The sequence below is a fragment of the Lysobacter sp. P5_B9 genome (assembly GCF_054049835.1).
Genome location: NZ_JBFULP010000008.1, coordinates 76,588 through 100,065, shown reverse-complemented (window position 1 = coordinate 100,065; position 23,478 = coordinate 76,588). Strand labels below are relative to the sequence as shown.

Sequence of the window (23,478 nt, the reverse complement as noted above, 5' to 3'; positions counted from 1 at the left end):
GTTCGTGGATGTTGGCCGCGACAGCTGCTTGCTGCCGTTAGCCACAGACGGATGGCGACCTGCGTGCGCGCTTCGCCCCTTGCCGCGCTGCATTCGATATCGCCAGGTGCCTGGATGCCCCATTCATCGCTACTACCCAGTGTCGACTCCCGCGAAGAACTGGCGGAGTTGCTGGTGGATGTCGCCAGCGGCAGCCGCAGCGCCTTCGAGACGCTGTATCGCGCGACATCGAGCAAGCTGTTCGGTATCTGCCTGCGATTTCTCTCCGATCGCGCGGAGGCCGAGGATGTGCTCCAGGAGGTGTACGCCAGTGTCTGGCACAAGGCTGTGCAGTTCGACGCGGCACGGGCGAGCGCGATCACGTGGTTGGGAATGATCGCGCGGAACAAGGCGATCGACCGGTTGCGCGCCTTGCCGGGTCCGCAACGGAACGCGCCGATTGAACTGGCCGAAGAAGTGGCCGATCCGCTCGCTTCGCCCTTGCAGCACACCGAGGCAACGACGGAACGCGAGCGGTTGGATCACTGCATGGAGCAACTCGACGACCGCCGCCGCACGCTGATTCATACAGCGTTCTTCGAAGGGGCCACCTATGAGGAACTGGCGGTACGCAGCGGCTCGCCGCTGGGCTCGATCAAGAGCTGGATCCGCCGCGGCCTGATGCAACTGCGGACGTGCCTTGAACAATGAACATTCGCGACCCTCGATTCGATGAAGGCCCAGGGCGCGAACCGCCGGATGCGGACATGCTCGCAGGCGAATACGTGCTGGGCGTGCTCGATGCCGGGCAGCGACGCCAGGTGCAGGCGCGGATCACCACCGACGCCGCATTCGCGCGCCTGGTCGCAGGCTGGGAGCAACGCCTGGGTGCATGGCTCGATGGCATCGAGCCGGTGGTCGTGCCCGTGCATCTGTGGCCACGCATCCGCACGCGCCTGGGCTGGTCGCCGGTCGAAGGCGGCAAGCGCGGCATGTGGCAGAGCGTGGGCTTCTGGAGGGGAATGACGGCGTTGGCCGCGGCTGCGGCTGTGGCGGCGGTGTTCTTTGGCCGCGTGCAACCGCCGCCTGCACCACCGGTCACGCCGCCGGTGGCCGTGCAGCCTGCCGAATCGGCGCAACCAGTGACCACGCTGGCGCGCGACGACGGCTCGCCGGGCTGGCTGGCTTCGATCGACGCGGCACGCGGCACGGTGCGGATGGTGCCGGTGCCGGCACCTGCCGATGCGCAGGGGCGCGTTCCCGAGCTGTGGCTGATTCCGCCAGGCGAGGCGCCGCGTTCGCTGGGCCTGATCTCGGTCGACCGGACACAGCTGGTGATCGTGCCGAAGGCGTTGCTGCGCGCACTGGCGAAGGGCTCCACGCTGGCGATCTCGCTGGAGCCGCCGGGCGGTGCGCCGCAGGGCGTGCCGACCGGGCCGATCATCGCCAAGGGCGGTATCGAGACCATCTAACGAAAAGGCCCCGCAATCGCGGGGCCTTTTCTCCTGGAGCCTGAAGCGGCTTACGCCTCGACTTCGTCCTTGTACGCATCCACCGGGATGCACGCGCACATCACGTTCTTGTCGCCGTAGACGTTGTCGACGCGCGCGACCGGCGGCCAATACTTCTGCAGCCTGAGGGTCGCCAGCGGGAAGGCGGCGAGTTCGCGCGGGTAAGCGTGGGTCCATTCGCTGGCGCTGACCGCGGTCGCGGTGTGCGGCGCGTTCTTCAGCGGGTTGTCCTCGCGGTCGAGCTTGCCTTCCTCGACGGCGCGGATCTCGTCGCGGATCTGGATCATCGCGTCGATGAAGCGGTCGAGTTCGTGCTGCGATTCGGATTCGGTCGGTTCCACCATCAGCGTGCCGGCGACCGGGAAGCTCAGGGTCGGGGCGTGGAAGCCGAAATCGATCAGGCGCTTGGCGACGTCTTCCGCGCTGATGCCGGTGGCATCCTTGAGCGGGCGCAGGTCGAGGATGCACTCGTGCGCGACGAGGCCATTGCGGCCGGTGTACAGCGTCTCGTAGTGCGGCGCGAGGCGCTTGGCGATGTAGTTGGCGTTGAGCAATGCCACCTGGGTGGCTTTACGCAGGCCGTGCGCGCCCATCATCGTGATGTACATCCAGCTGATCGGCAGGATCGAGGCGGAACCGAAGCTGGCTGCGCTGACCATGCCGACTTCGCCGTTGCCCACGCCCTGCGTGCGCACGCCGTCGCTGCCCAGCGCGCGCGGCAGGAACGGCGCGAGGTGCGACTTCACCGCGCACGGGCCGACGCCAGGACCGCCGCCGCCGTGCGGGATGCAGAAGGTCTTGTGCAGGTTGAGGTGCGAGACGTCCGAGCCCCACTTGCCGGGCTTGGCGACGCCGACGAGGGCGTTCATGTTGGCGCCGTCGGTGTACACCTGGCCGCCGTGCTTGTGCACGATCTCGCAGATCTCGACCACGTCTTCCTCGAACACGCCGTGCGTGGACGGGTAGGTCATCATGATCGCGGCGAGGCGGTCGCTGTACTTCTCCGCGGCGCGGCGGATGTCCTCGACATCGACATTGCCGTTGGCGTCGCACTTGGTGACGACTACGGTCATGCCGCACATCTGCGCCGAAGCGGGATTGGTGCCGTGCGCGGATTCCGGGATCAGGCAGATGTCGCGCTTGTCGTCGCCGCGCGAGCGGTGGTACGCGCGGATCGCGAGCAGGCCGGCGTATTCACCCTGCGCACCGGAGTTCGGCTGCAGGCTGACGGCGTCGTAGCCGGTGCACTCGACCAGCATGGCCTCAAGGCCGTCGATCAGCTCCTTGTAACCCAGAGCCTGCTCGGCGGGGGCAAGCGGATGCAGGTTGCCGAATTCCGGCCACGTCACCGGGATCATTTCCGCGGTGGCGTTGAGCTTCATCGTGCACGAGCCGAGCGGGATCATGGTGCGATCCATCGCCAGGTCCTTGTCCGCGAGCGCGCGCATGTAGCGCAGCAGTTCGTGCTCGCTGTGGTGCGTGTTGAAGACCGGGTGGGTGAGGAATGCGGACGTACGCTTGAGGCCGGCCGGGATCGCGTCGGCGGTGGCGGCATCGAGCGCGTCGATGTCGGACGCATCCGCACCGAACAGAGTGGCGAGCCTGGCGACGTCTTCGCGCGTCGTGGTCTCGTCGAGGCTGATCGCGACGCTGCCGCCGTCGATGGCGCGCAGGTTGACCCGCGCGGCTTTCGCCTTGGCATGGATCGCTGCGGCATCGATGCCGGTGACGTGCAGGGTGTCGAAGAAGTCCGGGCCCACGTTGACGCCGGCCTTGCCGAGCGCGGCCGCGAGGATCGCGGCGAGGCGATGCGTGCGCTGCGCAATGCGGGTCAGGCCTTCCGAGCCGTGGTAGGCGGCGTACATCGACGCCATCACCGCCAGCAGCACCTGCGCGGTGCAGATGTTGGACGTGGCCTTCTCGCGGCGAATGTGCTGCTCGCGAGTCTGCAGGGTGAGACGGTAGGCCGGCTTGCCTTCGGCATCGACCGACACGCCGATCAGGCGGCCCGGCATCGAGCGCTTGTAGGCGTCGCGGCAGGCCATGAACGCGGCGTGCGGGCCACCGAAGCCGAACGGCACGCCGAAGCGCTGGGTGTTGCCGACGACGATGTCCGCGCCCCACTCGCCGGGAGCGGCGATCAGGGTGAGTGCGAGCAGGTCGGTGGCGACGGCGACCAGGCCACCGCGCGCATGCACGGCATCGGCGAGCGCCTTGTAGTCGCTGACCTGGCCGAAGGTGTTGGGGTACTGCAGCAGCACGCCGAAGGCGTCGAGGTTCAGCGCTTCAGCGTCGTCGGCGACGACGACTTCAATGCCCAGCGGTTCGGCGCGGGTACGGATGACCTCGAGCGACTGCGGATGCACGCCACTGGAGACGAAGAAGGTGTTCGACTTCGATTTGCACGAACGCTTGGCCAGCGTCATCGCTTCGGCGGCGGCGGTGGCTTCGTCGAGCAGCGAGGCGTTGGCGATCTCCATGCCCGTCAGGTCGGCGCACATGGTCTGGAAGTTGATCAGCGCTTCCATGCGGCCCTGCGAGATCTCGGCCTGGTACGGCGTGTAGGCCGTGTACCACGCCGGGTTCTCCAGGATGTTGCGCAGGATGACGTTCGGCGTGTGCGTGCCGTAGTAGCCCTGGCCGATGTAGGACTTGAACACCTGGTTCTTGTCGGCGATCGCACGGATCTTGGCGATGGCTTCGACTTCGGTGATCGGCGCCGGCAGCGCGAGCGGATTGGCTGACTTGATCGAACCGGGAACGATGGCGTCGGTCAGCGCTTCCAGCGAGTCGTGGCCGACGACGCGCAGCATGTGTGCGATCTCGGCGTCGTTGGGGCCGATGTGGCGCTCGAGGAAGGCGTCGTGGTGTTCGAGTGCGCGCAGGGAAGCAGGCTTGGTCTGGGACATGGCAGGGCGTCGTCTGGAGGCCGCGGTCGCGGATGCGGTTGCGGCATGGCGTGCTCGATGAGAGCGTGCCCCTCTGTCCTTTTGCCTGAGAGTTTGGAAGCGCGCGGGAGGGGGAGGAGATCCCGATCTGCGCTTCTTGCCCCTTCGGCGCCGGTTCTCGCTCATGCCCCCATACCGGGCGGGCGGTGCAAGCCGGTCTCTCCAGAGTTTGTCGCGACACGGAAGTACGTGGGCCTGAGCGATTCCGGGCGGTTGCGCCTTCGGCAGCGGATCAGGCCAGGGCCCGATTGGTCCGCTTCTCCCACCGTGTGCGTGGAGTGCGAATTATACCGGTTGGAAGCGCTCCGCCGGCGCTGCCGTGCCGGCCCGGGGAAGGCGGATTCGCTGGGCGGAATCGAGGTTCGGAGCCGTCCTCGTTCAGATTCGTGGCCGGCACCGTCGCGGGCCTCCGGTGCCGCCCCTGCGACCAAGGCGGCGACGCGGCGCTGGAATGGGGCGGGTTCGGCCGCTACGCGGACGTGGACGTCGGGAAGCAGTGATCGTCGGGTCGGACCAGGTCGCCTGCCGCATACACGCGGTTGCGTCCCGCCGCCTTCGCCGCATACAGCGCCTGATCGGCGCGCTTCAGTACCGCTTCGACGCGATGGGCGCCCTGCATGCACGCCACGCCGACGCTTACCTTCGGCGTGATCTCATCCTCCCACTCGCCCACCAGCCGGATGGCGTCGATGCGCGCGCGCAGGCGTTCGGCGACGGTCACCGCGCCTTCGCTGCTGGTGTTGGGCAATACCACGCCGAATTCCTCGCCGCCCAGCCGGCCCAGCACGTCGCTGTCGCGCAGCTCGCGGCGGCAGGCATCGGCGACCGCCTTCAGTACCTTGTCGCCGACATCGTGTCCGTGGCTGTCGTTGATGCGCTTGAAGTGGTCGATGTCGAGCATCAGCACCGACAGCGGATGGCCGTAGCGATTGGCGCGCGAGAACTCCTGCCGCGCGGTTTCCAGCAGGCTGCGGCGGTTGCGCACCCCGGTGAGTTCGTCGGTGGTGGCCTGGCGCGCGAGTTCTTCCTTCAACCGGTAGAACTTGGTGAAGTCGGTCGCGATGCCGAGCAGGGAAACGATCTCGCCCCCGCTGTCGCGCTGCGGGATCTGCACGACCCAGAAGTGGCGGATCTCGCCATCGGCGGATGCGGAAATCTGTTCGCCCGACTGGGTCTCGCCGGTCGCGAACACGCGGTCGTCGAGCACGCGCCAGTCCGCGGCGATGTCAGCGGAAACCAGTTCCTCGTCGGTGCGGCCGATCAGCTCATGCGGCGCGCGACCCGCGACCGCGGCCATCTTTGCGTTGGCATAGGTGTAACGGCGCTGGCGGTCCTTGGTGTAGATGCAGGCATCGACGTTTTCCAGGACCGATTCCAGCAGCGCGTTCTTCTCCAGCAGCTCTGATTCGAGGCGCTTGAAGTGGCTGGTGTCGCCGGCGATGCCGGCAGGATCGGCGATGTCCGTGCGCCCGCCGCGAGGGCTCGCGTTCAACGGGGGGCGCGGCTCGTTGTCGTTCACGGCCGGCTCCTCCCTGGGCTCCATGCGGCGGTCGCCGGTTCCGCGGCGATCTTCCAGGCGTGCCGTGCGCGACCGTAAACCTGCCCGCCCGTACCTGGCGACGCCGGGTACGTACAACCGATCCATCGCGGTGCGCGGACGCGCGGTTTCGCGATGGGCCGGTGCTTCTGCGTGGGCAGGTTTCGGGACACGTGAGCAAGGTACCCGCAGGGGTGAAGAGCTTCCACCACGACGACGACCCGTTCCGTGACGGGCGTGGCACATGGTCCGGGCGCTGGCGCCGGTTTTCGACGAGTGGCTGGGCGTCGTTCACGGATGTGACCAAATTCGTCGTTGCCTGCACTCCCGGGGCACATGCATTCCGGCACGGGATCGCGTGCCGGTGGTGCTTGCTATGCTGGCCCGCCCACGCCATTGAATTTCATGACCACGCGACCGCCCTTCGCGCTCCAGCAGATCGACCACGTCGTGCTGCGTGTCCGCGATGAAGCGGCGATGGTGGCCTTCTACTGCGACGTGCTCGGTTGCACCGTGGAGCGGCGCCAGGATGCGATCGGCCTGGTCCAGCTGCGCGCGGGCCGATCGCTGATCGACCTGGTGCCGGTGGCGGGCAAGCTCGGCGCCATGGGCGGTGCGGCACCGGGCGTCGAGGGCCGGAACATGGACCATCTGTGCCTGCGCGCCGAGCCCTTCGACCTCGAAGCGATCGTGGCGCACCTGCAGGCGCACGGCGTGCGCATCGGCGACTTCGGGTCGCGCTATGGCGCCGAGGGGGAAGGACCTTCCCAATACCTGTTCGATCCGGAAGGCAACCTGGTCGAACTGAAAGGCGCCCCCGATTGAAATGAAGCGGCCGCGCAGACGAGGCCGCCTCCGCGGCCATGGATCGCGAACGGCTTGATTGCCGAAAGAAATAAGCAGGGCCGCTTTCGAAAGAAGCATCGGCCACGGCGATAGAACAAAAACAACAGGAAGCCATGACCGACACCGCCACATCGCGCATCCCTTTCCGACGCCTCGCCCTGTTGCTGGGCGGCCTGGCGATGTTCGGACCGTTCTCGATCGACACGATCTTCCCTGCGTTCCCGGCCATCGGTGCGCAACTCGATGCGGACAAGGTCGCCATCCAGCAGACGATCAGTGCCTATCTCGTCGCCTATGCGCTGATGAGCCTGGTGCACGGGCCCTTGTCGGATGCGATCGGACGCAAGCGCGTCATCCTCGGCGGGCTGGTCGTCTTCACCTTCGCTTCGATCGGCTGCGCGCTGTCGCGTGACCTGACGACCCTGCTGGCGTTCCGTGCGCTGCAGGGCCTGTCGTCGGGCGTCGGCCTGATCGTGGGACGCGCGGTGATCCGCGACGTGCTGCACGGCGAAGCCGCGCAACGGCTGATGAGCCAGGTGTCGATGATCTTCGGCATCGCTCCCGCGATCGCGCCGATCATCGGCGGCTGGATCCTCGGCTGGAGCGCATGGCCGGTGATCTTCTGGTTCCTCGCCGCGTTCTCGGTCGTGTTGCTGGTGGTGACCTGGCTGGGACTGCCGGAAACCCACTTGAAGGAAGCGCGCCTGCCGTTGCGCGCCGGTCCGCTGTTGCGCGATTACGTGTCGATCTTCGCCAATCCGCGCTTCCAGCGGTTGGCGGCGGCGAGTGCGTTCAACTTCGCCGCGTTGTGGCTGTTCATTTCCTCCGCACCGGCATTCGTCGTCGACCACCTCAAGCTGGGTGAAGGCCAGTTCGGCTGGTTCTTCGTGCCGATGATCGGCGGCATGGTGACGGGGTCGTTCGTCTCCGGGCGCACGGCGGGCAAGATCAGCGGCGAGAAGCTGGTGCGAATCGGCTTCATCGCCAGCGCCATCGCGATGCTGCTCAACTTCGCCTACACGCTGCTGGTCGACACGCCGACCGTGCCATGGGCCGTGCTCCCGATCTCGCTCAATGCCTTCGGCATCGCCCTGGTATTCCCGATCGTGACGCTGGCGATCCTCGACATGTATCCGCGCCAGCGTGGCTCGGCCTCGTCGCTGCAGGCGTTCACCAGCCTGGTGCTCAATGCCCTGATCGCGGGCGTGCTGTCACCGCTGATCAGCGCGCACGTACTGTGGATGGTGGTCACCGCAACGGTGTTCCTGTCGCTGGCATTCCTGTTCTGGACGTGGGAACGGCGCGTGTCCAAACCCATGGTCACGTCCACCGGCGAAGCCGAAACCATGCCGGGCGAAACCCTGTAACCAGGCGGCGTCCCGCCCGCGGCGCGATGCGCCTCACCGGGAACGTCCTAGCGGGAAGCTGCTTCGGCGAGCCCCGCGTTCCGGTAGGTGCTGCGCAGCAGTTCGTGGAAGTGGTGCACGGCGTTTTCGCGCAGCGGATTCAAGCGTCCGGGCTCATACGAACCGGAAGCCAGTCCGCGCTGCACGTCCTCGCAGATGGTCAGGTCCTCGAACTGCACTTCATCGCTGAAGCGGACGTCGGCCAGGCGCCGCGCCGAGGCTTCCTCGGACTCGTCCATCGCGTAGTAGAAGTCGAATTCCACCCGGCAGCGGTCGACGCCCTTGGGAATGATGCGGTTGGTCTGCATGCGCCCGGGGACGATGTTGAGCATCGTGTTCGGCCACATCCAGTAGTACAGGGCGTCGCCGCTGCCGTAGAGGTCGTCGCCGCTTTCCAGCGGACTCCATTGCAGCGAGTACCAGTCGTGCGTCTCGGTGACGTAGTTGCGGTAGTCGAGCAGCTTGTTCAGACCGGGATGCACATGCGGGACGTGGTAGCCCTCGAGATAGTTGTCGACGTAGATCTTCCAGTTGCACCCCACGTCGTAACCGACGCGGCGATGATGTCCATAGCGTTCGAGGTGACGGTCGGGTCCCAGGCGCGCGTCGATGTCCTTCACGAAGGCGTCGAAGGCCGGGGCATGGGCTTCGTCGACGGCCGCGAACACCAGGCCTTGCCACACCCGGACCGCCAGTTGCGGCAGCTTGATGTCGCCGACATCGAACTCAGTCGCCGTGCCCATTTCCGGAGCGGAGCGCAGCGTGCCTTCAAGCGTGTAGGTCCAGCCGTGGTAACGGCAGCGCAGCGATTTCGCCGCCAGGCCATCGCATTGCGCGAGTGGACCGGCGCGATGGCGGCAGACGTTGTGGAAGACCCGGATCTGCCCGTCGGCGCCGCGAACCGTGATCACCGGCAGGCCGGCAAAATCGCTGACCACGTGATCGCCCGCGTTCTGCAGCTGGCACACGTGCGCCAGCAGCTGCCAACCGCGGTCGAAGATGAGCTGGCGGTCGACCGCGACCATCGCGGGGTCGGCGTAGTAGCGGGCGTGCAACGCACGGGCGCGGTCGAGCGGCTGCGGTGCGAGGTCGTGGGCGGCGTCGGATCGGTTCATCCGCGGAGTATCGCTCTTTTCATCCGGGCTGCCATCGGCTGGCATGGCCGCAAATCGCACGTTCCAGACAACTGGTTCCCGCAAAGGACCGCGATCTGGTTCCCACGCGCGGCGGTCGAAAACCCATCCTGTGCACCAGCGGATCACGGTGTGGCGCACGCCGGCATTTCCGCAACACAGTGAGCCGCGAACGCGCTTGCGCAAGGCAACCTGCGTCGCAATAGATACCAGGCAACCCGTTACCGCCGGAGCCGCGACAGATGATCGACCTGTACTACTGGGGCACGCCCAACGGCCTCAAGCTCAAGCTGTTCATGGAGGAGAGCGGCCTGCCGCACCGGATCATTCCGGTGGACATCGGCGCGGGCGCGCAGTTCGCGGCCGACTATCTGCGTATCTCGCCCAACAACAAGATCCCCGCCCTGGTGGACCACGATCCGGCAGGAGGCGGGGCGCCGGTTGCGCTGTTCGAATCCGGCGCGATGCTGCTGTACCTCGCCGAGAAGTGCGGTCGCTTCCTTCCGGCCGACATCCGCGGCCGTGCCGAGGTGCTGCAGTGGCTGTTCTGGCAGGTCGGCGGACTGGGACCCATGGCGGGACAGAACGGTCACTTCGTCGTGCATGCACCGGAGAAGGTCCCGTATGCGATCGGGCGCTACGTGAAGGAAACCAATCGACTTTACGGTGTGCTGGACAAGCGCCTGGCCGACCGTGAATTCATCGCCGGCGACTACTCGATCGCTGACATGGCCAGTTACCCATGGATCGTCCCGCATGAGCCACACGGCCAGGACCTCGATGAATTCCCCAACCTCCGGCGCTGGTTCGAGACGATCCGGGCGCGGCCGGCCACGATGCGCGCCTACCAGGGCGTAGCGCCGGCGTATGCAGGTCGCAACAACATCTCCGACGACGAGCGTCGCATCCTGTTCGGGCAGACGGCCGCCAGCGTGCGGTGACGTGGCACGGACGGGACTCCGCAGGCAAGAACAGCGCAGATAAAAAAAGGGCCGGCGATTGCCGGCCCTTCCTGTTGCGGTGTTGCCTGTCAGCCGGCCGCTTTCTTTTCCGCCGGAGCCGACGCCGCGCTGGCGGCTTCCGCGTTCCAGCCGCAGGTCTTGCCTTCGTTCTGCTGCTTCAGCCACGCCTGCAGCGGGGAGAAGTATTCGAGCACGGCGGAGGCGTCCATCTTCTCGCTGCCGGTGAGTTCCTTCAGCGTCTGCTGCCACGGCTGGCTCGCGCCCTTGCTCAGCATCGCCTGGTACTTCGCGCCGGCGGCCTTGTTGCCGTAGAAGCTGCATTCGTGCAGCGGGCCCTTGTAGCCCGAGGCATCGCACAGCGCCTTGTAGAACTGGAACTGCAGGATGTGCGAAAGGAAGTAGCGCGTGTACGGCGTGTTGCCCGGCACGTGGTACTTGGCGCCCGCGTCGAAGAAGTCTTCGCCGCGCGCGGTGACCGGGGCGACGCCCTGGTACTTGGCCTTCAGGTCCCACCAGGCCTTGTTGTAGTTGTCCGGCTTGATCGAGCCATCGAACACGCCCCAGCGCCAGCGATCGATCATCAGGCCGAACGGCAGGAACGACACCTTCGCCAGCGCCATGCGCATCTGCGCGTTGATCACCGCCTCGTTGCTCGGCGTCTGCGCGCCGACCAGTCCGATCGACTGCAGGTAGGACGGGGTCATCGACAGCACGATGGTGTCGCCGATCGCCTCGTGGAAGCCGTCGTGCGCGCCCTGCTGGAACATCGGCGGCTGGTCGTTGTACGCGAGGTAGTAATAGACGTGGCCGAGTTCGTGGTAGATGGTGGTGAAGTCTTCCTCGTTCGGCTTGATGCACATCTTGGTGCGCACGTCGCCGGCCATGTTGATGTCCCACGCACTGGCGTGGCAGACGACGTCGCGGTCGCGCGGCTTGATGAACTGCGTCTTGGTCCAATAGCTCTCCGGCAGCTTGGGCATGCCGAGCGAGGTATAGAAGTCCTGCGCGCGCTCGGCCATCGCCTTGGCCTCGAACAGGTCGGCGGCCTGGGCGATGTCGTTGCGTTCCACGTAGTTGGCGTCGTGGTCGAGGTCGCGCAGCAGCTCGGCTTCCTTGGCATCACGTGCCTTCTTCAGCGCGGACGTGATGTCGAGGTTGCCGGCCTGTTCGTCGCTGTAGGGCTTCAGGATCGGCCAGAGGTTGCCCCAGTCCTGCTGCCACATGTTGCCGGTCAGGTGTGCCGGCAGCATGCCGCCGGCCACGTGGCCCTTGTCGCCGTACTTCTTCTCCAGCTGCGTGCGGGTGTAGCAGTGCAGCTGTTCGTACAGCGGCTTGACCTGCAGCCACAGGCGATCGGTCTCGGCGGAGAGTTCCGCCGGCGTCATGTCGTAGCCGGAGCGCCACAGTTCGCCGGTATCGGCGAAACCCATGTCCTTGGCGCCGGTGTTCACCAGTTCGACGAAGCGGGTGTAGTCCTTGCGCATCGGCTGCGCGATGGTGTGCCAGCCCTGCCAGGCGTCGAGCTGTTCCTCGTACGAGGAGGACGGGTCGCGCAGCACGTCCTCGAGGTCGCCGAGCTGGCGACACTTGCGCGCGCTGCCTTCACCCTTGCAGTACTCGCCCGAGCCGTACATGCCTTCCAGCTTCGTGGCGATGCCGGTGAGTTCCTCCAGCTGCTTCGGGTCCTTCGGCGGTGGCATGGCCACCGACAGCTTCAGCAGCTTGATCGCGCGCGCGGTCTGGGGCGACATCTTCTGGCCCTCGAACTTGCGCGATTCGTCGATCCACTTGTTGAGCTGGGTCAGGAAGCGTTCGTTGGCCTTCGCGGTCAGCGCTTCGGTGTCGCCGTTGATGTAGGTCGACGATACCCACTGCGCCGCATTGAGCTCGGGATAGATCTTGCGCATTTCATCGTTGACGCGCGCGACGAACTGGTCGGCGGTCTCGCCCTCCGGTGCCTTCACCGCTTCCGCGGGGGCCTGTTCCTTCTTGCAGGCCGACAAGGTGAAGCCCGCGGCTATGGCGAGCGCGAGCAGGGCATGACGATGGTTCACGGTGGATCCTCTGCGGGCGCCCGGGCGGGCGCGAGAAACGCGAGGCTAGTGTGGGCGGGCGGGGGGCTGCAAGTGATGCCCGTCGCGGCCCCGCGATCGGCAAAGCCGATCAGGCCGCTGCCGGGACCAGACGGCCGTTTGGAGCGTCGATCAGCCCGTGCGCGAACAACCACTGCCACGCGGCCTCGGCATCGTGTTCGAAGTAGGCGCGGGCGGAGCCCAGGCGGAAGGTGTAACCCCATTCGTCCATGTCGGCGAGGACGCGGTCGCGGCCTACGCCCGCAAGCTCGTCGCCGAGGAGCGCTTGCAGCACGCAGACGGCGTCTTCTTCCTCGACCGAATCGGTGGCATCGGTGTGGACCAGGGCCCGGCGCTCGGGGGGCAGCACGATCAGGTGGGCGGCCTCGTGCAGCAGCGAATGCACGGGCGTGTCGCCGCGCGCATGGACGGTAGTGCCGATCAGGCCGGCTTCGCTCTCGCCCCAGTAGCTGCCGGGAATCGCGTCGCCGTCAGGCACGAGCTGCAGTTGCAGGCCGTACCGGGCGAGGAGGGTGGTGATGTCGGAAACGGCGATGTCGGCGAGGGTGAGCATGCGAACGTAGCCGACTCCCCTGCGGCGTGCGCAGGGGAGTGGTGGATCAGGCCTGGATCGGGTTTTCCGGCAGTGCGACGGAGATGTCGAGCACCTTGTTGTCGCCTTCGCCGATCAGGTCGACCTTTACCGCCTCGTCTTCGACCTTGACGTACTTGCGGATCACTTCCAGCAGCTCGCGCTGCAGCATCGGCAGGTAGTCGGGGCTGCTGCCGCGGCCGCTGCGCTCGTGCGCGACGATGATGCGCAGGCGGTCCTTGGCGATCGAGGCGGTGGGCTTCTTGGTGATGAGGAAATCGAACAGGCCCATGGTCAGCCTCCGAACATCTTGCTGAAGAACCCCTTCTTCTCGACCTGCGTGAAGCGCATCGGGCGGTCCTCGCCCAGCAGTCGCGAAACCGCATCGTCGTAGGCCTGGGCCGCATCGGATTCGGTTTCAAGGATGACGGGCTCGCCCTTGTTCGAGGCGTTGAGCACGTCGCCGGATTCGGGGATGACGCCGATCGTCTTGAGGCCGAGGATTTCCTCGACGTCGCCGACGCTGAGCATCTCCCCGGTTTCCACGCGCTTGGGGCTGTAGCGGGTGAGGAGCAGGTGTTCCTTGACGCGCTCGCCGTTCTCGGCGCGCTTGGTCTTGGAGGCCAGCAGGCCGAGGATGCGGTCGGAGTCGCGGACCGAGGACACTTCCGGGTTCACCACCACGATCGCCTGGTCGGCGAAGTACATGGCGAGGAAGGCGCCCTTCTCGATGCCGGCGGGCGAGTCGCACACGATGTAGTCGAAACCCTCGTCGGACAGGTCCTTCAGCACCTTCTCCACGCCTTCCGTCGTCAGCGCGTCCTTGTCGCGCGTCTGCGAGGCGGCGAGCACGAAGAGATTGTCGAAGCGCTTGTCCTTGATCAGAGCCTGCTTGAGGCCGGCTTCGCCGCTGATGACATTGACGAAGTCGTACACCACGCGGCGTTCGCAACCCATGATCAGGTCGAGGTTGCGCAGGCCGACGTCGAAGTCGATGACGGCGACCTTGTGGCCACGGCGGGCGAGACCGCAGGCAACGCTGGCGCTGGATGTGGTTTTCCCCACGCCGCCCTTGCCCGAGGTGACAACGATGATTTCTGCCAAGTTTTCTCTCCCAAGTCCTGTTCGACGGCGGGGTGCGCCGTTCTTCTTTTAGCGTGCTTTCTTGAAGCCGGGGCTCGAGCCCCGCGTTCTTGTGAGCACTATGTACAACAAAAACACGCCGGGCAGGCCCGGCGTGCGTGAATCAGTCGAGCGCGGCGATCTTCAGGTCCTCGCCCTCCAGCCAGATCTGCACGGCCTTGCCGCGCAATTCCTTCGGGATGTCTTCCAGGACCTTGTAGCGGCCCGCGATCGCGACGAGTTCGGCGTGGAACTCGCGACAGAAGATGCGCGCCTGCTCCCAGCCCTGCGCGCCAGCCAGGGCGCGGCCGCGCAAGGGGCCATAGATGTGGATGGAGCCGTCGGCCATCACCTCGGCGCCGGCGCCGATGGTGGTCAGTACGCTCAGGTCGCGGTTGGCGGCATAGACCTGTTGGCCGGAGCGCACGGGCGTCGACTGGATCAGGCCGGGCGCAGTCGGGGCGGCTTGTGCGGGGACGGGCTGTGCCGGGGCGGGCTCGGCCTTCGCCTTGGTTTCGTGCTTGGCGCGCGGAGCGGGTGCAGGAGGTGCTTCGGCTTCGCCATCGCGCTCGTAGGAAGCGCGGAACTTCGCCAGAAGGGGCAAATCGAGCTGTTCCGACAGGCGCTCGATCTCGCTGGTGCCGTAGGCGAGCGCGACCGGCAGCACGCCGGCGTCGCGCAGGCCGTCGATCAGCCGGCGCGCGGTGTCGACGTCCGGAGCCTGCGTCAGCCCGCCGAAATCGATCACCACTGCGGCACGCGCGAACAGCTTGGGCGCGCGCTGCACGCGCCCGCGCATTTCCTCGATGAGGCGAGGAACGTCGAGGCTGCGGATGCGGAGATTGGCGATGCCTACCTGGCCGATCTTGAGATCGCCGGCCAGCTCGTAGTCGACCGCCACGCTCACGTGCCCACCATGGGCAGCGGCGTCGCGGACGTTGTCGTGGGCGACGACGTCATGGACGTGTTCCGGTTGCGCGCGGCGGGACGTGGCCGTTCAGGGCACGCGGCTGGCTGAGCCATGCCACATCGGGAAGCTGGTCGCCGTAGGTGTCGTGCACCCAGGCGTAGCTGCACAGCGGCTTCATCAGCATCGCCGCGCGCACGCCGGTTTCATCCATCACGTGCTGGCCGACTTCGCGGAAGCCGAAGCTGCCATGGAACAACAGCACCGGGTCGTTGGTGCCATCGAGGAATACTTCGCAGGCCATGTGCGGGTAGCGGAGCTCGGCATAGCTTTGCGCGTCGGCGTAGAACGCGCGGCCGACACCGCCGCCGCGGCGGCGGCTCGCCACCACGATGCGGTCGATGTAGAAGAATTCCGGGTAACGCTCGCGGAACCAGCGGAAATTGCTGCTGTCGTGCTGCGTACCCGAACCCATCCCGATCAGGAAACCCGCCAGCGTCCCGTCACGTTCGGCCACGCGGAAGTACTCGGCGTGATCGAAGAAGTGGCGCAGTCGCGTCGCGTCCAGCGGCAAGATCGCGGGTCCGGCGGCGTTGTTGAGAGCGAGGACGGAATCCAGCTCGTGCTCACGCACGTCGCGGACAACGATCGACATTTCGTCGTAACTCCATGGTTCTGGCCGGCAGCGGCCCTGGTGCCGTCGGCCGGGCGATTATCGCATGCCGGCAGGCACGGCGAGTGGGGGCCCCCCACCGAAGTCGCGCAGGTCGGCATGGGCCTCGTTCCGGGCGCCCTTGCATGACTTTCGGACGGCTCCGCTACAGCAGGTAGTGGTTAGCATGGGTTCATGCTTTCCCGACTCAACCATTCGCGCCTGCTGCGCTACGCCGGTCTCTTCACCTGGGGCGCGGTGGGCCTGTGGTTGCTGAACGTCTGGCTGGACCCGACCTTCGTGCCGCCCGAGCCGGGCGAGGTGCTGAGCCTGCGCATCATGCGCTGGCTGGCGGTCTACCTCGTCTTCGGCGTCGTCTACTGGTGGATCACGCGGTCGCTGGGCCAGCGCCGCCCCGGCTTCGCCGACCACGCCCTGTTGCTGGTGCTCACCGCCTGCGCGATCGGGGTGAGTTATTTCTCCGGCTCCGGCCTGGGCAGCATCCTGCTGATGGTGCTGGCGGGGCTGCTGCCCTGGCTGCTGCGGCTGCCGGTGGGCATGGCCTGGCTGATCGCCAGCAACCTTGCCACCGTGCCCGTGTTCGTCAACGCGCTGGATTTCCCGCCCATGATCGGGGTCCTGCAGTCGCTGCTGTACCTGGGCTTCTCCAGCTTCGTCTTCGTGACCGCGCTCGTCGCCCGCCAGCAGGCCGAAGCCCGCGAGGAACAGCGCCGCCTGAACGCCGAACTGCGCGCCACCCGCGCCCTGCTGGGCGAAAGCGTGCGCGTCAACGAGCGCACCCGCATCTCGCGCGAGCTGCATGACCTGCTCGGCCACCACCTGACCGCACTGAGCCTGAACCTCGAAGTCGCCAGCCATCTCGCGCCGGAAGGCCGGGCGCGCGAGCACGTCCAGCAGGCCCACACGCTGGCGAAGTTGCTGCTGACCGATGTGCGCGAAGCCGTCAGCCAGCTGCGCGAGGGCGGGGCGATCGACCTCGCCGCCGCGCTCACGCCGTTGTCGGAGAACGTTCCCGCCATCGACATCCACATGGATATCGAAACTCCGCTTACCCTGGACGATCCCGAGCGCGCCCACGTGCTGCTGCGCTGCACCCAGGAAATCATCACCAATACGGTTCGGCACGCCCACGCGCACAACCTCTGGATCCATGCGCGCCGCGAGGGTGGCAACATCGTGGTCGACGCACGCGACGACGGGCGCGGCGCGGATGCACTGGTGGCGGGCAATGGGCTGCGCGGCATGCGCGAGCGCCTGGTCCAGCATGGCGGCGACCTGAGCATCGAAACCCAACCCCGACCCCATCCCGAAGCGGGATTCCGCCTGCGGCTGACGCTGCCGGCATCGGCCACCCTGGCCGCAAGCGAAGGAGCGATTGCATGAGTGAAAAGAGCATCCGTGTGCTGCTGGTGGACGACCAGACCCTGGTGCGCCAGGGCGTGCGTTCGTTGCTGGCCCTGGCAGAAGGCATCGAGGTGGTTGCCGAAGCCAGTGACGGCAAGCAGGCAGTGGACGTGATTCCACAGGTCCAGCCCGACGTGGTGCTGATGGACATGCGCATGCCGGTGATGTCGGGCCTCGAGGCTCTGCAGGCGCTGGCACGCACGAATTCGCTGCCTCCGACGATCATCCTCACCACCTTCGACGACGACCAGCTGGTGCTGGCTGGCCTGAAGGCGGGTGCCAAGGGCTACCTGCTCAAGGACGTGTCGCTGGAACAGCTGGTCGGCGCCATCCAGACCGTGGCCGACGGTGGTTCGCTGGTGCAGCCGGCGATGACCCAGCGCCTGCTCTCCGGCCTGGAACACATGCGTAACGACTTTGTCAGCCTGGATCGTCCCGATCCGCTGACCGAGCGTGAAACCGAGATCCTGCGCCTGATGGCGGGTGGTTTCTCCAACAAGGAGATCGCCAATTCCCTGGGCGTGGCCGAGGGCACGATCAAGAACCATGTGTCGAACATCCTGTCCAAGCTCGGCGTGCGTGATCGCACCCGGGCCGTACTCAAGGCGTTCGAGCTGCAACTGGTCTGACCGACAGGATGCCGGCCCGGCGCAGCGCGCCGGGCGGGCCACCCCCGGCGCGCCCGCCGGCGGGACCGTGCCGCAACCTTGACCGCCTTTGCGTTTCATGGCGGTCCGGGCGGTTTCCGGCCCCGGGACCCGCCCCATCACCCGCTTGCCTGCTGCCTTGCGGGCACCGGCTGCGGTACGATTGTCGACTTGCGCCCCGGCCGATTGCCGAGACCGGGCCCTGGAGAACCTGAATGACCCGTCTGCTCGAGATCCTGATTTCCCTGGCGATCGTCGCCGTGCTGTTTACTGTCGTCGGCTTCATCCTGCCGTCGAGCCGTCATCTGGAAAATTCGGTTGAGACCAACCGCAAGATGACCATCGTGTTCGACACCTTGAACAGCGTGCGCCGCTTCAAGGACTGGAACCCCGCCGTCGCCGGCGATCCCAAGATCAAGATCAACCTCTCGGGCCCGGAAACGGGCGTGGGCGCGAAGGTCAGCTGGGACTCCGAAGAAAAGGCCCTGGGTCAGGGCAACTGGGCCATCACCAAGAGCGTGCCGGGCCAGGTGGTCGAATACGCGATCGAAGACGTCGACCGCGGCCATAACAAGCGTTCGGAATTCACCTTCTCCAAGACGGGCAAGGCGGGTCGCAACATCCAGATTACCCAGAGCTACGACGTCGACTACGGCATGAACCTGCTCGGCCGCTACTCGGGCCTGTATGTCACCAGCAACGTCGGCGAGAAGATGAAGCTCGGCCTGAGCAGCCTGAGCAACATGCTGGCCACGATCCCGAACCTCGACTACACCGTCCTGGGCAAGGACGATCCGACGATGGCGCCGCGCCTGGTCGATCGCCCGGCCGAGAACCTGCTGGTGCTCAATGCCGCGGTTCCGCTGAACCAGATCACGATCCAGACCCAGATGAAGACCAACATCGAGTGGATCAAGAAGAACATGGCCGCCAACGGCCTTGAAGCCGCCGGCCCGGTGCGCATCATCACCAACGAATACGGCAGCCAGATCTACTCGTTCGACGTCGCCCAGCCGGTCCGCAAGGCCGGTACGGATGCGAGCGCCAAGCTGGAAGGCCTGAACCTGGCCAACAACGTCGAGCTGCTCTACAACCCGCCGAGCAAGATCGCCATGGTTCCGTTCAAGGGCCACATGTCGAACCTGCAGAACGTGCGTGATGCGCTGCGCGCCTGGACGATGACCCGCGGCTATGAGCCGACCGATCGCGCCTACGAGTCCTGGAAGGCCGGCATCGACGCCGGCTTCGCCCCGGGCCAGGAAGGCGAGTACGACGTGGTCTGGTCGGTGAAGTAAGCTACTTCCGATCCGTCCCGCCAGAACGCCGCGCATTGCGCGGCGTTCTGCTTTTCAGGTCCCGGCACTACAAAGGTCCGGCGTGCCGACTTATCGTGCGGGCATGTACACCCCCAACGATCTGGCTGCACGCCTGCGCCTGTTGACCGCTACCGGCGCCGTGCTCGCCGCCGCGGCCGTCGCCTTGTCGGCCTATGCCGCCCACGCCGCCCAGGGCAACGCGCAGGCATCGCTGTACGTCGCGTCGATCCTGGCCTTCGGCCATGGCATCGCCCTCGTCGCATTGGCGCCGCGCACGCCGACCCAACTCCATTTCGCGGCGCTGTGCGGCCTGCTGCTTGGCACCCTGCTGTTTTCCGGCAGCCTGGTGCTGCACCACGTGCTCGAGCTGCCCGTACGCCTCGCACCCCTGGGCGGCAGCGTGCTGATCCTGTCCTGGCTGCTGTACGCAGTCGCGGCCCTGAGACGCTGACGATGCCCCGGCACAGCCGCGGATTCGATACCGAGGCCGCCTTCGCGCACCTGGCGAAGCGCGATCGCAAGCTCGGCACCTGGATGAAAAAGTTGGGCCCGATCGAGCCCGACGCGCGTTGGCGCAAATCCTTCGATCCGGTCGACGCGCTGGCGCGGGCGATCCTGTACCAGCAGCTCAGCGGCAAGGCCGCGGCGACGATCGTGGGCCGCGTCGAAGTCGCGATCGACAACAACCGCTTCCATTGCGACACGCTGGCCAGGATCGATGACGTTGGCCTGCGCGCCTGCGGCGTGTCCGGCAACAAGGCCCTGGCGCTGCGCGATCTCGCCGCCCGCGAAGCGCGGGGCGAAATCCCCGACCTGCGCCGCATGAGCACGATGGACAACGACGCCATCATCGATGCGCTCACGCATATCCGCGGCATCGGCCGCTGGACGGTCGAGATGATGCTGATGTTCCGGCTCGGCCGCCCCGACGTGCTGCCTGTGGATGACCTCGGCGTGCGCAAGGGCGCGCAGGTGGTGGACAAGCTCGATGAGATGCTCAAGCCGAAGGAACTGCTGGAACGAGGCGAATGCTGGGGGCCATACCGCACCTACGCCAGCCTGTATCTGTGGCGCATTGCCGACGCCGGAGTGAAGGCGAAAGAGCCGACCCGGCGCTCGCAGGAATGACCTGTCGCCGGCGCTGCTCTGCGCTACGCTAGCTGGCATCACGAATCGGGCTGCGTCCCGGAGGTGGCCATGGATCAGCGGAACCGGAAATGGGTCGCAGCGGTGGCGTTGGGTGCGCTGCTCGCGATGGCGGGTGCGGTGGCCAGTCCATCCAACAAATGGCGGATTCAGGTCAGCGGCGGCGCGGAGAGCGCAGGCACCATCGTCCTGGAGATCGCGCCCGTTGACGGGCCTCCAGAGTCCGTGACGGTGGAGGTGGCCGACGGCACCGGCGAAAACCAGGTGGCAAAAACCATCCGCGATGCCATCCGCGGCCAAGTGGGCCAGCGCTACAAGGCGGAAGTGGATGACGGCGAAGACGTCCTGGTGAAGCAGGCCCGGGGCGGCCCGAAATTCGACCTCACCCTCACCAGCAACACCGTCCAGGGCGTGCGCCTGAGCTTCGACAAGGAATAGCGCCAGCGGGCTTTCGCGGCGTTGCTGCGGGTCAATGCCCCTCGAACCGCCAGTGCCACGGTTCGTAGACGATCCCGTGCGGGTTGTCGCGCGGATAGCTCATCACGAAACCGTATCCGGACGCGTTGTCGCGCAGCCACGCAAACGCCGGCGTGCGTTCGAAGCTTTCTTCCGCAGGCGCTTCGTCCAGAGTGCCGATGTCGAGCGCGCGCCCGGAATGGTGTTCGCTGTAGCCCGGCGCCGCGTTGACGGTGAGGATCTCCTCGACGCTGAGTCCGCGCGCCCGTTTCCGCTCGAAGATGCCCAGCTGGTAGTCGTGGCTGCGATAACCCGAGATCGCTTCCAGCACCACGCCCTCGTGCATCGCGGCGGCCTGCATCGAGCGCCAGGCGCGCGCTGCGGGAGAAACGAGCCATAAGGGGCGGCGATAGCGGTCGAAACCGGCGAGGGCAAGCGCCGCGGGTTCGGCCACGAGCGGCAGGTGGGTGCGTTCGCCGTAACTGTCGTCCAGCCCGAGCGCGTGCAGGCGCTCCTGCAGGAAGTCGAGCGGCAGCTCGCCGATGGCGTCGATGCCGACACGGCGGTGTTCGGTCAGGTGGTCGAGCGCGCCCAGCGCGGTTTCGATGCCCGGCTCGGTGCGGAGCCGCTCCACCATCGCCAGCAATCCTTCGGGCAGGTCGGCGGCGAGGTAGCGGCCGTCGCGCTTGCGCCGCAACACGTGGCGGGCGCGGGACAGCGCGCGCGCGTCGTGGTTGCTGCGTGCGCCCAGCAGCCACGCGGGCCAGATCTCGATCTGCGGCGTGTTGACGAGGATGTCGGAGCGGCGGCGCATGCTGCCAGCTTAGCGGCGCGGCGTCGTCGCCGTCATCCCGCGCCGCCGCTCGAGCAGCACCTGCGGCTGGCGCGGTTGCAGCAGCAGGCCGAAGCCGCGCGTTGTGGGGATCCAGACGACACGGCGGCCGTCGGAGGTCGCCACGAACGCCTTGTGCCAGTCGCGCAGGCGAAACCAGCCGCTGTGGAACCCCGGCAGGCCCACGCCGTTGGTCTTCAGCAGGGTCCTGAAGCCCGTGTGCTCGTCGAGATCGACCACGCGCGCGTCGGCCAGCTTGAGGTCGGACAGCGCCAGTCGCTGGCGATAGAAAGTAGTTGCGACCTCTATCCCGGATTCATCCAGCGTCAGGCGGTGCCGGCGCAGTGCGCGGTCCAGCACGCACCAGGCCAGGCACGTGCACCCGGTCACTGCCAGCACGGCTAGCAGCGCGGGTATCGCCGCGCCGCCACTCCAGGCAATGCATGTGCGTATCGGCCGCTCAGGCTGACCGCGAGGATGGCAATCGTCACCGGCAGGGCAACGGCAAGCATGAACAGCGATCCGCGTGCGCGCGCACTGGCGGGGAGCAACTGCAGCGCCGGATCCTGGGAAGCGGGGCGGGCCATTCGATCAGCGCCGCGCTTCGCGCCAGGTCATCAGTGCCAGGGTGCCGGCGACGACGCAGGCGACGCCGCTGGCCCAAAGCGGGATGCTCATGCCATTGACCACGATCTCCCAGCCCAGCAGCACGCGGGCAAGTTGCAGGATGGAGATCAGCCCGAGCAGCAGGCAGGCGAGGGAAGTGAACGGTTTCATGGCAATTCCTCCGGTGGCTCTTCGGTGGATTCCTGGGCGGCGGGTTTCAGCCGCCCCGCCTTGCGCAACGCGTCGCGCAGTACGTATTCGATCTGCGCGTTGAGGCTGCGCAGTTCGTCATCGGCCCAACGCTGCGCCGCCGCCAGGACCTCGGCATTGATGCGCAGCGGATAGGCCTTTTTCTCCGCCATCGGGCTTATTTCCCGCGGCGGCGGCTAGCGGCCACGGCGATGAGGATGATCACCGCGATGGTGGCGCACGGAAAGATCGGGTTCATGGCCGTCGTTCCTCAGTACAAGGTGCCGGCGTTGACGATTGGCTGGGTGGCGCGCTCGCCGCACAGCACCACCAGCAGGTTGCTGACCATCTGCGCCTTGCGCTCCTCGTCGAGTTGCACGACGCCGTTCTTCTGCAGTTCGGCCAGCGCCATCTCGACCATCCCCACGGCGCCGGCGACGATGCGCGTGCGCGCCGCGATGATCGCGTTGGCCTGCTGGCGCTGCAGCATCGCCTGGGCGATTTCCGGCGCGTAGGCGAGGTGGCTGATGCGGGCGTTGAGCACTTGCACGCCTGCATCGGCCAGGCGGTCCGACAGTTCCTGTTCGAGGTGCTGCGAGATCTCGGCGGCATGGCTGCGCAACGCGATCTGGCCGTCCTCGTGCTGGTCGTAGGGATAGCTGGTGGCCATCGTGCGCAGCGCTGACTCGGACTGGATGTGGACGAAGCTCTCGTAGTCGTCGACGTTGTAGACGGCTTCGGCGGAATCGATCACCTGCCATACGATCACCGCCGCGATCTCGATCGGCGAACCGTCGAGCTCGTTGACCTTGAGCTTGCCGCTCTCGAAGTTGCGCACGCGCTGGCTGATCTTCTTCTTGGTATAGAAGGGGTTGTTCCAGCGCAGGCCGTTGTCCTTGACCGTGCCCACGTACTTGCCGAACAGGCTGAGCACGGCGGCCTGGTTGGGCTCGACCATGTACAGGCCGAACAGGCAGAACGCGGCGAGCAGGCCGATCACCACGCCCGCGATCGCCATCGCCGGGGAAGTAGCCGTGACGACGTGGGCGTCGCCAACGTTCAGGGCGCCGTGCAGGAACAGGTACACCGCCAGCACTTCGGTGGCGAGGATGCCCAGCAGGGTGGGAATGCCGGGAAGTGAGCGTAGCGGGTTCTCTTTCATGGTCGGGGTCTCCTGTTTCCGCGAAACAGTGA

26 protein-coding genes and 1 riboswitch are annotated in these 23,478 nt (G+C 66.6%); of the genes, 11 read left to right on the top strand and 15 right to left on the bottom strand.

From position 1 onward, the window contains the following. Positions 1–114: 114 nt before the first annotated feature. Together ACXJJ9_RS15210 and ACXJJ9_RS15205 are read left to right on the top strand one after the other, a co-directional pair. Positions 115–690: a sigma-70 family RNA polymerase sigma factor gene (locus tag ACXJJ9_RS15210; RefSeq protein ID WP_457097969.1), complete on the top strand. Its 576-nt coding sequence runs from the start codon at positions 115–117 to the stop codon at positions 688–690. After that, positions 687–1,451 carry an anti-sigma factor gene (locus tag ACXJJ9_RS15205; RefSeq protein WP_457097968.1) on the top strand — a complete coding sequence of 255 codons (765 nt, stop codon included), beginning with the start codon at positions 687–689 and terminating at the stop codon, positions 1,449–1,451. Before ACXJJ9_RS15210 ends, ACXJJ9_RS15205 begins: the two co-directional genes overlap by 4 nt. Positions 1,452–1,501: 50 nt before the next feature. On the opposite strand, the gene gcvP is transcribed toward ACXJJ9_RS15205, so the two are convergent. Together gcvP and ACXJJ9_RS15195 are read right to left on the bottom strand one after the other, a co-directional pair. Further along, positions 1,502–4,399: an aminomethyl-transferring glycine dehydrogenase gene (gene gcvP / locus ACXJJ9_RS15200; protein ID WP_457097967.1), complete on the bottom strand. Its 2,898-nt coding sequence runs from the start codon at positions 4,397–4,399 to the stop codon at positions 1,502–1,504. A 63-nt stretch (positions 4,400–4,462) separates the two neighbouring features. Further along, positions 4,463–4,614: riboswitch (glycine riboswitch) on the bottom strand. A gap of 293 nt (positions 4,615–4,907) precedes the next feature. Beyond that, the gene (locus ACXJJ9_RS15195; RefSeq protein WP_457097966.1) at positions 4,908–5,957 is read right to left on the bottom strand and encodes a sensor domain-containing diguanylate cyclase; all 1,050 of its coding nucleotides are present in this window, start codon (positions 5,955–5,957) and stop codon (positions 4,908–4,910) included. A 423-nt stretch (positions 5,958–6,380) separates the two neighbouring features. Here ACXJJ9_RS15195 and ACXJJ9_RS15190 point away from each other — a divergent pair, with 423 nt between their 5' ends. Further along, positions 6,381–6,800 (top strand): VOC family protein, encoded by a 420-nt coding sequence (locus tag ACXJJ9_RS15190; RefSeq protein ID WP_457097965.1) that lies wholly within the window; start codon positions 6,381–6,383, stop codon positions 6,798–6,800. Between the two features lie 134 nt (positions 6,801–6,934). Then, entirely contained in the window at positions 6,935–8,188 is a 1,254-nt protein-coding gene (locus ACXJJ9_RS15185) for a multidrug effflux MFS transporter (protein ID WP_457097964.1), read from the top strand. 47 nt (positions 8,189–8,235) lie between these two features. Here the strand turns inward: ACXJJ9_RS15185 and ACXJJ9_RS15180 are convergent, their stop codons facing one another. Continuing rightward, entirely contained in the window at positions 8,236–9,342 is a 1,107-nt protein-coding gene (locus tag ACXJJ9_RS15180) for an aromatic ring-hydroxylating oxygenase subunit alpha (protein ID WP_457097963.1), read from the bottom strand. Between the two features lie 260 nt (positions 9,343–9,602). Between ACXJJ9_RS15180 and ACXJJ9_RS15175 the strand changes: the two genes are divergently transcribed. Next, positions 9,603–10,301, top strand: coding sequence for a glutathione binding-like protein (locus tag ACXJJ9_RS15175; RefSeq protein WP_457097962.1), 699 nt, complete (start codon positions 9,603–9,605; stop codon positions 10,299–10,301). A gap of 89 nt (positions 10,302–10,390) precedes the next feature. Here ACXJJ9_RS15175 and ACXJJ9_RS15170 read toward each other — a convergent pair whose 3' ends face one another. From ACXJJ9_RS15170 to ACXJJ9_RS15145, 6 genes are all read right to left on the bottom strand, one after another. Then, positions 10,391–12,376 carry a M2 family metallopeptidase gene (locus ACXJJ9_RS15170; protein WP_457097961.1) on the bottom strand — a complete coding sequence of 662 codons (1,986 nt, stop codon included), beginning with the start codon at positions 12,374–12,376 and terminating at the stop codon, positions 10,391–10,393. 109 nt (positions 12,377–12,485) lie between these two features. Beyond that, positions 12,486–12,968 (bottom strand): hypothetical protein, encoded by a 483-nt coding sequence (locus tag ACXJJ9_RS15165; RefSeq protein ID WP_457097960.1) that lies wholly within the window; start codon positions 12,966–12,968, stop codon positions 12,486–12,488. Positions 12,969–13,014: 46 nt separating this feature from the next. After that, on the bottom strand, positions 13,015–13,278 hold the full coding sequence (minE, locus tag ACXJJ9_RS15160) for a cell division topological specificity factor MinE (RefSeq protein ID WP_310053614.1): 264 nt from the start codon (positions 13,276–13,278) through the stop codon (positions 13,015–13,017). 2 nt (positions 13,279–13,280) lie between these two features. Then, a complete protein-coding gene (gene minD / locus ACXJJ9_RS15155) occupies positions 13,281–14,090 on the bottom strand; it encodes a septum site-determining protein MinD (protein WP_310053613.1) in 810 nt (269 codons plus the stop codon). A gap of 142 nt (positions 14,091–14,232) precedes the next feature. After that, positions 14,233–15,015, bottom strand: a complete 783-nt coding sequence (gene minC / locus ACXJJ9_RS15150; protein ID WP_457097959.1) for a septum site-determining protein MinC — start codon at positions 15,013–15,015, stop codon at positions 14,233–14,235. A gap of 49 nt (positions 15,016–15,064) precedes the next feature. Continuing rightward, positions 15,065–15,670: a GNAT family N-acetyltransferase gene (locus ACXJJ9_RS15145; protein ID WP_310053611.1), complete on the bottom strand. Its 606-nt coding sequence runs from the start codon at positions 15,668–15,670 to the stop codon at positions 15,065–15,067. A 192-nt stretch (positions 15,671–15,862) separates the two neighbouring features. Between ACXJJ9_RS15145 and ACXJJ9_RS15140 the strand changes: the two genes are divergently transcribed. The 6 genes from ACXJJ9_RS15140 (at position 15,863) to ACXJJ9_RS15115 (ending at position 20,639) form a co-directional block, all read left to right on the top strand. Next, positions 15,863–17,071 carry a sensor histidine kinase gene (locus ACXJJ9_RS15140; RefSeq protein WP_310053610.1) on the top strand — a complete coding sequence of 403 codons (1,209 nt, stop codon included), beginning with the start codon at positions 15,863–15,865 and terminating at the stop codon, positions 17,069–17,071. After that, complete coding sequence (locus ACXJJ9_RS15135) at positions 17,068–17,721, top strand: response regulator transcription factor (RefSeq protein WP_310053609.1); 654 nt, start codon at positions 17,068–17,070, stop codon at positions 17,719–17,721. The genes ACXJJ9_RS15140 and ACXJJ9_RS15135 overlap by 4 nt, the downstream gene beginning before the upstream one ends. A 233-nt stretch (positions 17,722–17,954) precedes the next feature. Beyond that, positions 17,955–19,034, top strand: coding sequence for a polyketide cyclase (locus ACXJJ9_RS15130; RefSeq protein WP_457097958.1), 1,080 nt, complete (start codon positions 17,955–17,957; stop codon positions 19,032–19,034). A gap of 103 nt (positions 19,035–19,137) precedes the next feature. Continuing rightward, positions 19,138–19,506 carry a DUF423 domain-containing protein gene (locus tag ACXJJ9_RS15125; RefSeq protein ID WP_457097957.1) on the top strand — a complete coding sequence of 123 codons (369 nt, stop codon included), beginning with the start codon at positions 19,138–19,140 and terminating at the stop codon, positions 19,504–19,506. Between the two features lie 2 nt (positions 19,507–19,508). Further along, positions 19,509–20,183, top strand: a complete 675-nt coding sequence (locus tag ACXJJ9_RS15120; protein ID WP_457097956.1) for a DNA-3-methyladenine glycosylase family protein — start codon at positions 19,509–19,511, stop codon at positions 20,181–20,183. A 69-nt stretch (positions 20,184–20,252) separates the two neighbouring features. Then, on the top strand, positions 20,253–20,639 hold the full coding sequence (locus ACXJJ9_RS15115) for a hypothetical protein (protein ID WP_457097955.1): 387 nt from the start codon (positions 20,253–20,255) through the stop codon (positions 20,637–20,639). A gap of 31 nt (positions 20,640–20,670) precedes the next feature. Here the strand turns inward: ACXJJ9_RS15115 and ACXJJ9_RS15110 are convergent, their stop codons facing one another. From ACXJJ9_RS15110 to ACXJJ9_RS15085, 6 genes are all read right to left on the bottom strand, one after another. Beyond that, a complete protein-coding gene (locus tag ACXJJ9_RS15110) occupies positions 20,671–21,471 on the bottom strand; it encodes a M15 family metallopeptidase (protein ID WP_457097954.1) in 801 nt (266 codons plus the stop codon). Positions 21,472–21,480: 9 nt separating this feature from the next. Then, entirely contained in the window at positions 21,481–21,849 is a 369-nt protein-coding gene (locus ACXJJ9_RS15105) for a hypothetical protein (protein ID WP_457097953.1), read from the bottom strand. Positions 21,850–21,890: 41 nt separating this feature from the next. Continuing rightward, positions 21,891–22,076 (bottom strand): hypothetical protein, encoded by a 186-nt coding sequence (locus ACXJJ9_RS15100; protein WP_457097952.1) that lies wholly within the window; start codon positions 22,074–22,076, stop codon positions 21,891–21,893. Positions 22,077–22,080: 4 nt separating this feature from the next. Beyond that, positions 22,081–22,266 carry a hypothetical protein gene (locus ACXJJ9_RS15095; protein WP_457097951.1) on the bottom strand — a complete coding sequence of 62 codons (186 nt, stop codon included), beginning with the start codon at positions 22,264–22,266 and terminating at the stop codon, positions 22,081–22,083. Next, the gene (locus tag ACXJJ9_RS15090; protein ID WP_457097950.1) at positions 22,263–22,457 is read right to left on the bottom strand and encodes an Arc family DNA binding domain-containing protein; all 195 of its coding nucleotides are present in this window, start codon (positions 22,455–22,457) and stop codon (positions 22,263–22,265) included. The genes ACXJJ9_RS15095 and ACXJJ9_RS15090 overlap by 4 nt, the downstream gene beginning before the upstream one ends. Positions 22,458–22,555: 98 nt before the next feature. After that, positions 22,556–23,446: an SPFH domain-containing protein gene (locus ACXJJ9_RS15085; RefSeq protein ID WP_457097949.1), complete on the bottom strand. Its 891-nt coding sequence runs from the start codon at positions 23,444–23,446 to the stop codon at positions 22,556–22,558. Positions 23,447–23,478: the final 32 nt, after the last annotated feature.

Excerpts from the sequence above, each read along its gene's own strand:
- ACXJJ9_RS15210 (WP_457097969.1), top strand. The coding sequence starts at position 115 with ATGCCCCATTCATCGCTACTACCCAGTGTCGACTCCCGCGAAGAACTG.
- ACXJJ9_RS15205 (WP_457097968.1), top strand. The coding sequence starts at position 687 with ATGAACATTCGCGACCCTCGATTCGATGAAGGCCCAGGGCGCGAACCG.
- gcvP (WP_457097967.1), bottom strand. The coding sequence starts at position 4,399 with ATGTCCCAGACCAAGCCTGCTTCCCTGCGCGCACTCGAACACCACGAC.
- ACXJJ9_RS15190 (WP_457097965.1), top strand. The coding sequence starts at position 6,381 with ATGACCACGCGACCGCCCTTCGCGCTCCAGCAGATCGACCACGTCGTG.
- ACXJJ9_RS15185 (WP_457097964.1), top strand. The coding sequence starts at position 6,935 with ATGACCGACACCGCCACATCGCGCATCCCTTTCCGACGCCTCGCCCTG.
- ACXJJ9_RS15180 (WP_457097963.1), bottom strand. The coding sequence starts at position 9,342 with ATGAACCGATCCGACGCCGCCCACGACCTCGCACCGCAGCCGCTCGAC.
- ACXJJ9_RS15175 (WP_457097962.1), top strand. The coding sequence starts at position 9,603 with ATGATCGACCTGTACTACTGGGGCACGCCCAACGGCCTCAAGCTCAAG.
- ACXJJ9_RS15165 (WP_457097960.1), bottom strand. The coding sequence starts at position 12,968 with ATGCTCACCCTCGCCGACATCGCCGTTTCCGACATCACCACCCTCCTC.
- minE (WP_310053614.1), bottom strand. The coding sequence starts at position 13,278 with ATGGGCCTGTTCGATTTCCTCATCACCAAGAAGCCCACCGCCTCGATC.
- ACXJJ9_RS15145 (WP_310053611.1), bottom strand. The coding sequence starts at position 15,670 with ATGTCGATCGTTGTCCGCGACGTGCGTGAGCACGAGCTGGATTCCGTC.
- ACXJJ9_RS15140 (WP_310053610.1), top strand. The coding sequence starts at position 15,863 with ATGCTTTCCCGACTCAACCATTCGCGCCTGCTGCGCTACGCCGGTCTC.
- ACXJJ9_RS15135 (WP_310053609.1), top strand. The coding sequence starts at position 17,068 with ATGAGTGAAAAGAGCATCCGTGTGCTGCTGGTGGACGACCAGACCCTG.
- ACXJJ9_RS15130 (WP_457097958.1), top strand. The coding sequence starts at position 17,955 with ATGACCCGTCTGCTCGAGATCCTGATTTCCCTGGCGATCGTCGCCGTG.
- ACXJJ9_RS15125 (WP_457097957.1), top strand. The coding sequence starts at position 19,138 with ATGTACACCCCCAACGATCTGGCTGCACGCCTGCGCCTGTTGACCGCT.
- ACXJJ9_RS15120 (WP_457097956.1), top strand. The coding sequence starts at position 19,509 with ATGCCCCGGCACAGCCGCGGATTCGATACCGAGGCCGCCTTCGCGCAC.
- ACXJJ9_RS15115 (WP_457097955.1), top strand. The coding sequence starts at position 20,253 with ATGGATCAGCGGAACCGGAAATGGGTCGCAGCGGTGGCGTTGGGTGCG.
- ACXJJ9_RS15110 (WP_457097954.1), bottom strand. The coding sequence starts at position 21,471 with ATGCGCCGCCGCTCCGACATCCTCGTCAACACGCCGCAGATCGAGATC.
- ACXJJ9_RS15100 (WP_457097952.1), bottom strand. The coding sequence starts at position 22,076 with ATGGCCCGCCCCGCTTCCCAGGATCCGGCGCTGCAGTTGCTCCCCGCC.
- ACXJJ9_RS15095 (WP_457097951.1), bottom strand. The coding sequence starts at position 22,266 with ATGAAACCGTTCACTTCCCTCGCCTGCCTGCTGCTCGGGCTGATCTCC.
- ACXJJ9_RS15090 (WP_457097950.1), bottom strand. The coding sequence starts at position 22,457 with ATGGCGGAGAAAAAGGCCTATCCGCTGCGCATCAATGCCGAGGTCCTG.
- ACXJJ9_RS15085 (WP_457097949.1), bottom strand. The coding sequence starts at position 23,446 with ATGAAAGAGAACCCGCTACGCTCACTTCCCGGCATTCCCACCCTGCTG.